Here is a 12,320-nt window from a genome sequence, read left to right as displayed (position 1 = left end):
TGTCCTACGACTTGTCCGCCACGAGGCCACTGGCCCAGGCGACCACCACGATCAGCGAAGACTGGCGAAGAACTCGCGGATGTCGTTGGCCAGGACGTCGGTGGCCTGGTGGGCGGCGTAGTGACCGCCGACGTCACCGCGGCCCTCGACGTCCGTCTCGTACGCCGTCCACCGGACGATGTTCGCGTGGTCCCGGTCGGCGAAGCGGCGGATGGACTGGAAGTCGCCGGGGAACATGGCCAGCGCGGTCGGCACGGTGGTCGGTTCGCTCGGCGCCTGGTCGGCGTGCGCGTCCTCCCAGTAGAACCGGATCGCGGAGGCGGCCGTGCCGGTGAACCAGTAGAGCGCCACGTTGGCCAGGACGAACTCGACGTCCAGGCTCTCGTCGAAGAGTTGGGCGTTCCAGGCGAGCAGCCCGACCGGGGAGTCGGCCAGCGCGAACGCCAGGGTCTGCGGCTGCTGGCTGTGCACCTGGTTGAAGGAGAACTTGTTCTCGTAGAACCACTGGAGGTGCTTGAGCGCCGCCTGATCCGCCTCGGAGAGCCCAGCGAACTCGGCCGGGTCGCCCGAGGGGAACGAGAAGAGCTGGGTGACGTGTACGCCGAGCACGTGCTCCGGATCGACCCGGCCCAACTCCGGCGCGATCATCGAGCCGGCGTCGTTGCCGATCGCGCCGTAGGTGTCGTACCCCAGTCGGTTCATGAGCTCGGCCCAGGCACGGGCGGTGCGGTGCCGGTTCCAGCCGGCGCTGCGGGTCGGGCCGGAGAACCCGAAGCCGGGCAGCGACGGGATGACCACGTGGAAGGCCGGCGCGTCCGGGTCGGTCGGCTCGGTGAGCGGGGCGATCACGGCCAGGTATTCCAGCACCGAGCCCGGCCAGCCGTGGGTGAGCACCAGCGCGGTGGCGTCCGGGCGGGACGACCGGACGTGCAGGAAGTGGATCTGCTCGCCGTCGATCTCGGTGACGAACTGCGGGTGGGCGTTCAGTCGGGCCTCGACGGCCCGCCAGTCGAACCCGTCCCGCCACCGGTCGGCGAGGGCGCGCACCCGGTCGTTGCTCATCCCATACGTGTCGCCCGCGCCGGGCAGGTCGGCGGGCCAGATCGTCCGGTCCAGTCGGTCGGCCAGGTCGTCGAGGGCGGTCTGGGGGATCTCGACGCGGAACGGGCGGATCGCGGTGCCGGTCATCTCGGAACTCCTTCGGAACGGAATGTTTCGTTCTGCAATCAGAGTAGCAGACCGGAACGATCCGTTCCACTGCTAACCTGGAGTCATGCCGACTCCCCCCGGAAAGACCGACGCTCCGCTGACCGGTCGCCGCGCCCAGGCCGCCCGCAACAACGAAGTCATCCTCGAAGCCGCCCGCGCGGTCTTCCTGGACGACCCGAAGGCGCCCATCGCCGCCGTCGCCGAACGCGCGGGCGTCGGCATCAGTGCCCTCTACCGGAGGTACGCGGGCAAGGAGGACCTGCTGCGCCAGCTCTGCCACGACGGGCTGCGCCGCTATATCGAGGAGGCCGAACTGGCCCTCGCCGAGCCGGACGACTGGACCGCGTTCGCGAGCTTCCTGGCCCGGGTGGTCGACGCCGACGTGCACTCGCTCACCGTCCACCTGGCCGGCACCTTCACCCCGACCGAGGAGATGGGCCGGGCCGCGATGCGCTCCAACGAGCTGGCCACGGTGCTGTTCGAGCGTGCGCGCGCCAGCGGACGCCTGCGCCCGGACGTGGTCCTGCAGGACCTGGGGCTGGTGCTGGAGGCGTGCGCCGCGGTGCGCGTACCCGATCCGGAGCGGACCGGGCAGTTGCGGAGCCGCCAACTCGCGGTGCTGCTGGCGGGCCTGTCGACGACGCCGGCCGCGGACCCGCTGCCCGGCCCGCCCCCGGCGGCGGGAGAGTTCGACTGGCGGTGGCGCCGCCGAGAGTGATGGGCGTCACAGCGTTAAGGTTGAGCGGAATACGCTCAACTCTGGTTGTGTCCAATCCAATGGACAACGCCGATCCGGGGGAGCCCATGAACACCGAACGACTCACCACCAAGAGCCGCGAAACCATCACCGGCGCCGTCGCGCTGGCCAACCAGCGTGGTCACGCCACCGTCGAGCCCTGGCACCTGCTGCTGGCACTGCTGGACACCGACGGCTCGACCGCCACCGGTCTGCTGCGCGCCGTCGGGGCCGACCCGGCCGAGCTGCGCGGGGCCGCCCAGCGCGCGGTCGACGCCCTCCCTGCCGCCCGCGGCTCCAGCATCGGCGAGCCGACGTTGGCTCGGGAGTTCGTCAACGCCATCGGTGCCGCCGAGCAGATCGCCCGGCCGTTGGGCGACGAGTACACCTCCACCGAGCACCTGCTCGCCGGCCTGGCCCGGGTGGGCGGCGCGGTGTCCGGTGCGCTGAAGACCGCCGGTGCCACCGAGGAGGCCCTGGTCGCGGCCTTCCCGACCGTCCGGGGCGGGGACCGCCGGGTCACCACCGCCGACCCGGAGCAGACCTATCAGGCCCTGACCAAGTACGGCGTCGACCTCACGGCCAGCGCCCGCGACGGCAAGATCGACCCGGTCATCGGCCGCGACTCGGAGATCCGCCGCGTCATCCAGGTGCTGTCCCGGCGTACCAAGAACAACCCGGTGCTGATCGGCGAGCCCGGCGTCGGCAAGACCGCGATCGTCGAGGGCCTGGCCCAGCGGATCGTCACCGGCGACGTGCCCGAGTCGCTGCGCGACAAGAAGTTGATCTCGCTGGATCTCGGCGCGATGGTCGCCGGCGCGCAGTACCGCGGGCAGTTCGAGGAGCGGCTGAAGTCCGTACTGGAAGAGATCAAGAACTCCAACGGGCAGGTCATCACGTTCCTCGACGAGCTGCACACCGTCGTCGGCGCCGGCAAGGGCGAGGGCTCGATGGACGCCGGCAACATGCTCAAGCCGATGCTGGCCCGCGGTGAGCTGCGGATGGTCGGTGCCACCACGCTGGACGAGTACCGCGAGCACATCGAGAAGGACCCGGCGCTGGAGCGTCGTTTCCAACCGGTGCTGGTCGGCGAACCGACGATCGAGGACACCATCGGCATCCTGCGGGGGCTCAAGGAGCGCTACGAGGTGCACCACGGCGTACGGATCACCGACGCCGCGCTGGTCGCCGCCGCGACACTGTCGGACCGGTACATCACCGAGCGGTTCCTGCCGGACAAGGCGATCGACCTGGTCGACGAGTCCGCGTCCCGGCTCCGGATGGAGATCGACTCCCGTCCGGTCGAGGTGGACGAGATCGAGCGCGCGGTCCGCCGGCTGGAGATCGAGGAGATGGCACTGGCCAAGGAGCCGGACGCGGCCTCCGCCGAGCGGCTGGAGCGGCTGCGCAAGGAGCTGGCCGACAAGCGCGAGCAGCTCACCGTGCTCTCCGAGCGCTGGCAGACCGAGAAGAGCCACATCACCAAGCTCTCCACGGCCAAGGAGGAGCTGGAGCGCCTCGGCGGCGAGGCGGAGCGGGCCGAGCGCGACGGTGAGCTGGAGCGCGCCGCCGAGCTGCGCTATGGCCGGATTCCCGCGCTCAAGGTGGAGCTGACGCGGGCCGCGGAGGAACTGGCCCAGCTCCAGGCCGATGGCGCGATGCTCAAGGAGGAGGTCGGCGCCGACGACATCGCCGCCGTGGTCGCCTCCTGGACCGGCATCCCCGCCGGTCGCCTCCTCGAGGGTGAGACGGTCAAGTTGCTGCGGATGGAGGAGTCGCTGGGCGGCCGGGTGGTCGGCCAGGCCGAGGCGGTCGGCGCGGTCTCCGACGCGGTACGCCGTGCCCGCGCCGGCATCGCCGATCCGGACCGCCCGACCGGCAGCTTCCTCTTTCTCGGCCCCACGGGCGTCGGCAAGACGGAGCTGGCCAAGGCCCTCGCCGAGTTCCTCTTCGACGACGAACGGGCGATGGTCCGCATCGACATGAGCGAGTACGGCGAGAAGCACTCGGTCGCTCGCCTGTTGGGTGCCCCGCCCGGCTACGTCGGCTACACCGAGGGTGGTCAGCTCACCGAGGCGGTGCGCCGTCGGCCGTACTCGGTGGTTCTGCTGGACGAGGTGGAGAAGGCCCACCCAGACGTCTTCGACGTGCTGCTCCAGGTGCTCGACGACGGCCGGCTCACCGACGGCCAGGGCCGCACCGTGGACTTCCGGAACGCGATCCTGATCCTCACGTCCAACCTCGGTTCGTCGGTGATCAGTGACCTGACGCTGGCCGATGAGCAGCGCCGGGAGGGTGTCCTCGCGGTGGTCCGGTCGCACTTCAAGCCGGAGTTCCTCAACCGGCTGGACGACATCGTGGTCTTCGCCTCGCTGCACGGAGACGATCTGCGCTCGATCGTCGACCTCCAGCTGGAGCTGATGCGGCGACGGCTGGCCGACCGCAGGCTCGGCCTGGAGATCACCGATGCCGCTCGGGCCTGGCTGGCCGAGCACGGGTACGACCCGATCTACGGCGCCCGCCCGCTACGCCGCCTGGTTCAGACCGCGATCGGCGACCAACTCGCGAAGGCCCTCCTCTCCGGCCAGATCAGAGACGGCGAAACGGTAAAGGTAGATCTAGCCCCCGAAACCAACACCCTGGCGGTAACCCCCGCCTGAACGCGGTGATCAAGAGGTTTGCGTCATGGAAGCGTCTTCTCATGACGCAAACCTCTTGATCAACAGGGTGGAGCGGGCGTCGGCGGGGGAAAGGTGGGGGCATGTTTGGTATCGGGAAGAAATGGGAGCGGGAACTGGGCGCTGCCGTCGACGAGTTGGTGGCCGCTGACACGCTTGCCTTTGGAGGGGTGGGGATCGCTGGCGCGACCCTGCCCGTGACCGAGGCGTACCACCGGGTCGAGGCCGCCCTCGACGACCACCCTGAGGAAGTACGCCGGCAGCTCGAACGGGTGCTGGCCGACGGCACACCCGCCGGTCGGGCGTACGCGGCCACGCTGCTGGAGCGGATCGACCCGGCGGCGGCCCGAGCGGCCTGGACGTCACTGCGGGACGACCCGAGCGAATTCACCACATTCGTCGGCTGCGTGATGGACCGCGAAACTCTCGGGCACTACGCCAGCCAGCGGCTCGCCGCAGCGTGATCAATGCCCCGGCACCGGGCGAACCAGCGCACACCGGGCCGTCCACAGTGCAGCCATGCACGCCGGGCGACGCCACCGGTGCCGTCGGTAGCTGAGCTGTCGGTCACGGTACGGGTCCCGCAGGTGCCGAAGGTTGTTACCGTTCGCGCCGACGTACCTGGGGGGATGGTCGGGTGGGCGGGTCAGTGACGTACCTGGTGGCGGCGTTTGCCGTACTCGTGGTGGTCGTGGTCGTGATCGTCGTGCGGGCCCGGCGGCGGGCGGCGGCCCGGCCCGACGGCACGCTGCCGACCGCACTGCCGGCGCGCGACGACCCGCTCCGTCTGGCCCCGGGCGACCGCGTGCGAATTCGCGAGCGGGAGTACGCGGTGAGCGGCACGATCCGCCTCGTCGAGGGGGACTGGAGCTGGGTGCAGCACCTGCTCGACGACGAGTCCGGCACCCGCCACCGGCTCTCGGTGGAGGACGGCCCCGAAACGGAGCTGGTGCTCTGGACAGCCGAGCCCGGCGCGACCGTCACCCCCGGCGCCCCGACCATCGACCTTGGCGGGCGGCGCTACACCTGGGCCGAGACCGGGCAGGCGCGCTACACCGCCACCGGGGAGACCGGGCTGCCGTCGGCCGGGACCATGCGCTACCACGACTACCAGTCCGGTGGCGCCGCGCGGCTCTCCTTCGAGGCGTACGGCGAAGAGGGCTGGAGAGTCGCCCGCGGCAACCTGCTCGACCCCGTTGACCTGACGATCCGTCCCACCTCCCAGGGCCGCTGAGCCGGACCGGGTGGGCGCGCCGGGCTCGCCACGGCATGCCGAAGTGGCAGGTTGTCGATACGGTGTGGGCGCGATCTTAGGGAAGGAGAATCGTGGTCGATTCCCAGAGCACGCCGGCCCGTCAGCGGCCATCCATTGTGTCAATCTCCAGCTATCTGCTCTTCCTGTTCCTGGCGTGCCAGGTGATCAGTCTGATCATCACGCTCAGCACCATTGGCAAGACGCGCGAGGCGCTCCGCGACGCGTACGCGGACAGCACCGTCGAGGGTGCCGACCAGGTGGCGGACGTCTTCTTCGCGGTCGGCCTCGGCAGCAGCGTCCTGCTGCTGCTGCTCGCGATCGTGTTGGGCGTGCTGGCCCTGTTCAACAACCAGGGCCGCAACGGCGCCCGGATCACCACCTGGATCGTCGGCGGCATCATGGTCTGCTGCACGGGTGGTGGCCTACTCAGCGGCGCGGCTGGCAGCCTCACCACCGGTGGTGAGACGGGCAGCAATGGGCCGAGCAGCGAAGAGGTCCAGCGCCGGCTGGAGGAGGCTCTGCCCTCCTGGGTCACCCCGGTCAGCGTCCTGCTCGGTGTGATCAGCCTGATCGCGCTGCTCGCGGCGCTGATCCTGCTGGCGCTGCCGAAGGCCAACGCGTTCTTCCGCAAGCCCACCGCGGCCTGGGAGCCGCCGACCCCGGGCGCCAGCTACCCGGGATACCCGCAGGCTCCGGGTCAGCCTGGCTACCCGCAGTCGGCCGGTGAGCCGGGCTATCCGTCGAGTGGGGAGCCGAGCTACCCGCCGCCACCGGCCACGAACCGGCCGGACGACACTCCGCCTGCGGACCGGCCCGGGTCAACCCCGCCGTCGACGAGTTGACCGCTCGATAACCACGACGCCGACGATCCCTCCGAGTAGGTTGCAACCCGACGCCTACCGGAGGGATTCGTCGTGTCGTACCCGGAATCGGCACCGGCCCGCCGGCCCGCCGTCGTCCTGTTCGCCGTAACCGTGCTGGTGGTGATGGCGGTCGCCGCGCTCGCGTACACCGTGGTCGGCCTGGTGGTGTTGGGCGGAACGATCGACGCCTTCCGCGCCGCTGCTCGCGATACCTCAGCGAGCGCCCAGGAGATCGACGACGTGGTCACCCTGCTCCGCGCGTCCGCGGTGCTGTCGGCGGTGGTGGCTGCGCTCTCCGCGCCGGTGCTCGCCGGCCTGGCCCTCGGGCTGCTGGCCGCTCGCAACGGCGCCCGGGTGGCCACCTGGGTGGTCAGCGGCCTCGGCCTACTCGCTGGCTGCTGCAGCGTGGCGGTGCTCGTCGGCGAACGGGCCGCGCCACTGCAACTGGGCGCCGGCGAGCAGGCTCTCGCCGAGCTGCTGGGCCTGATCGGCGACGCGTACCCGTCGTGGTGGATTCCCCTCAACGCAGGGCTTTCCGTCGGGCAAGGGCTCGGTTACCTTGTAGTAGCTCTGCTGCTGGCCCTGCCGGCGGCGAACGCCTGGTTCAGTCGCCACCGTTCGCCCGCGCCGACCATGCCATCCGCACCACCCGCGTTCACGCCCGCCCCGCACCAGCCCTCGTCGGCACCGCCCGCGCCCCCGTACCCGCCCAGGTGAGGACCGCCCCGTGACGCTCGACCCCTCGGCTGCCGAGCGCCGAGCCCTGATCACCGGGGCCACCGCCGGCATCGGCGCGGCGTTCACCCGACGGCTGGCCGCCGACGGCTGGAGTCTGGTGCTGGTCGCCCGCGACGCGGCCCGGCTGACCGAGATGGCCACCGAGTTGGGTTCCACGTACGGCCACGAGGTGGAGACGATTTCGGCGGATCTGTCCACCGACGACGGCTGCGCCATCGTGGAGAAGCGGCTCGCCGACGGCAGCCCCGTGCACCTGCTGGTGAACAACGCCGGGATCAGCCTGAACAAGCCGTTCCTGCGCTCCACGGCAGAGGACGAGGCGCGCCTGTTGCGGCTCAACGTGCACGCGGTCATGCGGCTGACCCTGGCGGCGCTGCGACCGATGACCGAACGCCGAAATGGGGCAGTGATAAATGTCTCTTCGGTCGCCGGATTCGGCACGGCGATGCCCGGGTCGACCTACTCAGCCAGCAAGGCGTGGGTCACCAACTTCAGCGAGTCCGTCGGCCAGTCGGCGCGGCCATTCGGCGTCCGAGTGATGGCCCTCTGCCCCGGCTACACCCGCACGGAGTTTCACCAGCGGGCCGGCATCAACATGTCCAAGACGCCGGAGTGGCTGTGGCTGCGGGCCGAGGATGTGGTCGACGAGGCCCTGCGTGACCTGCGGAAAGGCAAGATGGTCAGCGTCCCGGCGTGGAAGTACAAGGTGGTCGTTGCCGGCATGCGGCACGCGCCGCGCCGGCTGCTCCAGGCGGTCGCGCGGGACACCCGCGGTCGCATCGGTCGCGACGAGCGCTGAGCCTCGACCGGCACGCCGGTCCCGGTGGATCGTTGGCGCGCCACTGGCGCCCCGCTACCGGGCCAGTCGCTGAGCGTAGTCGAACATCGCCAACCATCGGTCCCCCGCGGGGCTGATCAGGGTGGACCCCACACGCGGCGTTCAGACTTGCGCAGTAACCTCTATCGCCATGGGGGACCACGACGACCTGCGTAAATTCATTACCGACCTGGCTGTAGTCCACGGACGGGTCGTGCTCTCCTCGGGGCGTGAGGCAGACTGGTACGTGGATCTGCGGCGCGTCACGCTCCATCACCGGGCCGCTCCTCTGGTCGGCCGGGTGTTGCTCGACCTCACCGCCGACATGGAGTACGACGCTGTCGGCGGCCTCACTCTGGGCGCGGATCCTGTCGCACTCTCGATGCTGCATGCCGCCGCTCCGACCGGTCGGGCCCTGGACGCCTTTGTGGTGCGCAAGGCGGGCAAGGCGCACGGTTTGCAGCGGCGGATCGAGGGACCGGAGGTAGCCGGCCGTCGGGTGTTGGCGGTGGAGGATACGTCCACGACGGGCGGAAGTGTTTTGACCGCTGTCGAGGCGCTTCGTGAGGCCGGGGCGGAAGTCGTGGGCGTGGCGGTTATTGTTGATCGAGGCGCCGGCGACGCGGTGCGAGCCGCCGGATTGCCGTACCGGGCGGCCTATACGTTGGCTGACCTCGGCCTTGTGGCGTAAAAGTTTGCCGATTCGGATCTGCTGATATGCAGGCGGATCGATGCTGCTGGTGGAAGGATGGAATACGTGGGAACTGCGTTGGCCGAAATGACTATGCCTCAGATCTCGCCGCTAAACGGCGAGCCGATCGAACGTGCCGATGCCGAGCGTCTCGCGGGGGTCCTCAAGGCCCTTGCTGATCCTGCTCGGTTGCGGCTGCTCAGCCTGATCCAGTCGGCCCCCGAGGGCGAGGCGTGCGTCTGTGACCTGACGGCGCCGCTCGGCCTCTCTCAGCCGACGGTCAGTCATCACCTGCGTATCCTCACCGAGGCCGGCTTGCTGCAGCGGGAGAAGCGCGGTGTCTGGGCGTACTACAGCCTGGTCCCGAGTGCGATCGCGACGATCGCCGACCTGCTGACCCCGCCGCGTAAGCGGGCCACCAAGAAGGCCCGCTGAAGTAGGCACCACACGCCGTCCCGTGCCGGGACGGCGTCCGGTGGCGAGCCAGGGGTGGCGCCACCGGTGGATGACACCTGCTCGTCCCCGGCCGCACCGCCGGAGGCCGGGTCCGACATGCCGATGGCCGACCCCCACACCAGGGGGCCGGCCATCGTCGTACCCGCGGTTCAGCGGTCCTGGCCGTGCTCCGGGTGCTGGCGGCCGTGCTGGTGTCCGTCGTGGTCGAACGTCTCGCGGGCCGCTTCCACAGCGCCAGCGGCGCTGGCAGCCGCGACCACCGCGACCGCCTCGCCGCGCTTACGAGCCCGCCGGTCGCGGAGGAACTCGAAGAAGATCGGCAGCACGGAGATCAAAATGATCAGGGCCACCACCGGCAGGATGTAGTGGTCGATCTTGTCGCCGATGGCCTGGTAGATCTGCTCGGCCAGCAGGTAGCCGATCAGCAGGATGCCGTCCACCCAGAGCACCGCACCGACGATGTTCCAGAGCAGGAACTTCCGGGCCGGCATGCCGAGCGCGCCCGCGACCGGGTTGAGGAACGTCCGGACGATCGGGATGAAGCGCGCCAGCACCACGGCCTTCGCCGGGCCGAACTTCTGGAAGTAGTACTCGGCCTTCTCCACGTACTCCTTCTTGAAGAGCCGGGAGTTTGGCCGCTCGAACATCGGCCGGCCATACCGCGCGCCGAGCCAGTGCCCCAGCTGGGCGCCGACAACCGCGCAGATCGGCCCGCCGATCAGAAGGCCGGCCAGGGAGAGCCGGGTGCCGTCGCCGAAGATCGCGTCCGCCACCGGCGACGAGGCCACCCCGGCGAGGAACAGCAGCGAGTCGCCAGGGAAGAAGAAGCCCACCAGCAGGCCGGTCTCGGCGAAGAGGATCACCCACACGCCGATCAGCCCGAAGGTCTGCAACAGATCCTTGGGATCGAGCGGGTTCAGGGCGACGCTCTCCACGAGAGCGCGGGTCTTCTCAGCTGTGTCCACGGCCACAAAGGGTACCGAAGCTCAGGTCCCGTGCCGCGCCGGACCGGCCCCTCACCACCCGCAGGCGTATTGCCCTCCGTGGTGGGCCCCGACGACGGTGCCCCGCCGACCGGGTGGTCGGCGGGGCACCGGTGGTGCGGGGTGGATCAGGCGACGAAGCGGGTCCGGCGGCGCTTGGCCACCAGGTAGCCGCCGACGCCTGCGGCGAGCAGCAGCGCGCCGAGGCCGGCGATCAGGCCGGTGGACTGACCGGTGACCGGCAGACCGCCGTCGTCGCCGCCGCCACCCTGGCCGCCGTCCTCGCCATTGGTCGCACCCTTGATGACGAAGGCCGCCGTGTCGTTCTTCGCGTCGAGGTCGGCGACGGTCGAGCCTTGCCCATCCAGGTTGAAGTGCAGCAGGTGCACAGAGCCCGGCGCGCCGGCCAGCTTGTCGATGCGCAGTCCGAACTCGAACACGGCAGCGTCACCCTTGTGCAGGACGTCGTACCACTCGCAGAGGTAGATGCGGCCGCCCGGCTCGCCGTACCCGCCGACCTCCTCGCCGTCCTTGCTCGGCGAGCACTCTGCCGGTGCCTCTACCACGGTGGCACCAGCCGGAATCGTGATCTCAGCGGCGGTAACGAGCTCATTCGGCGAGTAGGAGTTGATCATCGCGGGCCCGTTGTTGACGAAGCCGACCTTGGCGTTGACCGTCTTGCCAACGGCCCCGCTCACCTGGGACCCGGTGGCGGCCGCGTCGGCACGCTGGCTGCCGGTCACGGTCGCCAGGATGGCCGTGGCGTTGTTGCTGGAGTCCTTGTCGGTCTGCCGGAGCTGGCGGGCCTGCGCGCCCGGTGCCGGAACCAGGGCCAACGCGTCGCCGGCCCCCTTCTGCCACTCGTCGGCCGGGAACGGGAACTCCGAGAGGAACTCCGCCCAGTCGCCATCGGCGAACCACCAACCCGCGCCGTACTGCTCGCCCGGGGCCCAGGCATCCGAGGCGATCTTCAGCGTGAACGAGGAGTCCAGCTGGAGGGCCGCACCAGGCTCGATCTTCTGATCAATCGTGCACTGGGCGAAGTTCGTCCCGAACGCGTAGAGGTAGGAGCAGTTGGAGTACCGCGCGGCGGCGATACCGGAGGTGCTGGTGAGGAGCAGAACCGTGCCGTTGGCGGTCTTGTCACCCACGTTCGCGACCCGCAACGGCGCCTTCACCGATGCTCCAGGTGCTCCCGAGATCTCGAGCATGTCGGGAGCCTTGAGGTCGACGCCCTCGCCGACCTCAATGGTGGACTTGGTGGTGACGCTCGCCCTGCCCTTCGTGGCCAGGGTCAGGGTGAGATCCCCCTTCTTGCCGACCGTGGCGGCGTCCTTGGCCTGGACGGTCAGGTCGAGGACGTAGTCGATGGTCTCGGCACCCTTGAGGTTGCAGGTGATGACCGCCCCTGCTTCCGAGCAGCCCGTCAGCCTGTCAGTGAGGGTAACCGTGGCGAAGTCGGTCACCGCGCCGCGGTCAACGGTGATGGTGAAGTCCTCGGGCAGTGCCTCGGTGAAGGCTTGCACCGTGATGGCCTTGGGCTCGCCGCCAGCGGCGAGAAGCGCGTTGTTGGCGTACAGGAAGACATCGTTCGAGGACTCTTCGGCTACGGCCGGGCTGGCGGAGGCGGCGACGAACGCGCCTGCTACGCCCAGTCCGGCGAGCCAACGCCGGGTGGAGTGGGTGAGCATGAGGGGGGTTCCTCCATTTGAGGGTTCAGGTGGAGCCCGTGGATCTTAAGGAATCGCTGAGGCTGATTGCCGCCCCAAGTGCCGTCCATCTATCAAGACGAACCGAAAGGTTGATCAGCGTCACCGCAACGTTCGGTCGGTTCGCTCCCGTCATCCGAGGCAGGAGCCCGGGAGGTGTAGTGACGTACGAGGCGACCACGCCC

The 12,320-nt window shown here is 69.8% G+C and carries 12 protein-coding genes; 9 read left to right on the top strand and 3 right to left on the bottom strand.

Annotated features, from left to right (window positions below):
• Nucleotides 1-51: 51 nt before the first annotated feature.
• Complete coding sequence (locus tag ABZS37_RS08455; RefSeq protein ID WP_355166864.1) at nucleotides 52-1,188, bottom strand: epoxide hydrolase; 1,137 nt, start codon at nucleotides 1,186-1,188, stop codon at nucleotides 52-54.
• Between the two features lie 85 nt (nucleotides 1,189-1,273).
• Between ABZS37_RS08455 and ABZS37_RS08450 the strand changes: the two genes are divergently transcribed.
• The 9 genes from ABZS37_RS08450 to ABZS37_RS08410 all read left to right on the top strand — a co-directional run bounded on the left by ABZS37_RS08450 (nucleotide 1,274) and on the right by ABZS37_RS08410 (nucleotide 9,422).
• Entirely contained in the window at nucleotides 1,274-1,927 is a 654-nt protein-coding gene (locus tag ABZS37_RS08450) for a helix-turn-helix domain-containing protein (protein ID WP_355166862.1), read from the top strand.
• Nucleotides 1,928-2,013: 86 nt separating this feature from the next.
• Nucleotides 2,014-4,605, top strand: a complete 2,592-nt coding sequence (clpB, locus tag ABZS37_RS08445; RefSeq protein ID WP_355166860.1) for an ATP-dependent chaperone ClpB — start codon at nucleotides 2,014-2,016, stop codon at nucleotides 4,603-4,605.
• Between the two features lie 101 nt (nucleotides 4,606-4,706).
• Complete coding sequence (locus ABZS37_RS08440; RefSeq protein ID WP_354992873.1) at nucleotides 4,707-5,087, top strand: hypothetical protein; 381 nt, start codon at nucleotides 4,707-4,709, stop codon at nucleotides 5,085-5,087.
• 173 nt (nucleotides 5,088-5,260) lie between these two features.
• The gene (locus tag ABZS37_RS08435; RefSeq protein ID WP_355166858.1) at nucleotides 5,261-5,857 is read left to right on the top strand and encodes a DUF4178 domain-containing protein; all 597 of its coding nucleotides are present in this window, start codon (nucleotides 5,261-5,263) and stop codon (nucleotides 5,855-5,857) included.
• A 92-nt stretch (nucleotides 5,858-5,949) separates the two neighbouring features.
• The gene (locus ABZS37_RS08430; RefSeq protein WP_355166856.1) at nucleotides 5,950-6,720 is read left to right on the top strand and encodes a hypothetical protein; all 771 of its coding nucleotides are present in this window, start codon (nucleotides 5,950-5,952) and stop codon (nucleotides 6,718-6,720) included.
• Nucleotides 6,721-6,792: 72 nt separating this feature from the next.
• Nucleotides 6,793-7,458 carry a hypothetical protein gene (locus ABZS37_RS08425; RefSeq protein ID WP_355166854.1) on the top strand — a complete coding sequence of 222 codons (666 nt, stop codon included), beginning with the start codon at nucleotides 6,793-6,795 and terminating at the stop codon, nucleotides 7,456-7,458.
• 10 nt (nucleotides 7,459-7,468) lie between these two features.
• Nucleotides 7,469-8,278 carry an SDR family oxidoreductase gene (locus tag ABZS37_RS08420; RefSeq protein WP_355166852.1) on the top strand — a complete coding sequence of 270 codons (810 nt, stop codon included), beginning with the start codon at nucleotides 7,469-7,471 and terminating at the stop codon, nucleotides 8,276-8,278.
• Between the two features lie 169 nt (nucleotides 8,279-8,447).
• Complete coding sequence (pyrE, locus tag ABZS37_RS08415; RefSeq protein ID WP_354992868.1) at nucleotides 8,448-8,987, top strand: orotate phosphoribosyltransferase; 540 nt, start codon at nucleotides 8,448-8,450, stop codon at nucleotides 8,985-8,987.
• A gap of 57 nt (nucleotides 8,988-9,044) precedes the next feature.
• The gene (locus tag ABZS37_RS08410) at nucleotides 9,045-9,422 is read left to right on the top strand and encodes a metalloregulator ArsR/SmtB family transcription factor (protein ID WP_030332125.1); all 378 of its coding nucleotides are present in this window, start codon (nucleotides 9,045-9,047) and stop codon (nucleotides 9,420-9,422) included.
• A gap of 170 nt (nucleotides 9,423-9,592) precedes the next feature.
• On the opposite strand, the gene ABZS37_RS08405 is transcribed toward ABZS37_RS08410, so the two are convergent.
• Nucleotides 9,593-10,414: a DedA family protein gene (locus ABZS37_RS08405; protein WP_355166850.1), complete on the bottom strand. Its 822-nt coding sequence runs from the start codon at nucleotides 10,412-10,414 to the stop codon at nucleotides 9,593-9,595.
• 140 nt (nucleotides 10,415-10,554) lie between these two features.
• Nucleotides 10,555-12,117 (bottom strand): LPXTG cell wall anchor domain-containing protein, encoded by a 1,563-nt coding sequence (locus ABZS37_RS08400; RefSeq protein ID WP_355166848.1) that lies wholly within the window; start codon nucleotides 12,115-12,117, stop codon nucleotides 10,555-10,557.
• Nucleotides 12,118-12,320 lie beyond the last annotated feature (203 nt).

It is taken from the genome of Micromonospora sp. NPDC005413 (assembly GCF_040606435.1).
Lineage (GTDB): Bacteria > Actinomycetota > Actinomycetes > Mycobacteriales > Micromonosporaceae > Micromonospora.
This window is presented reverse-complemented; position numbering and strand designations above follow the sequence as displayed.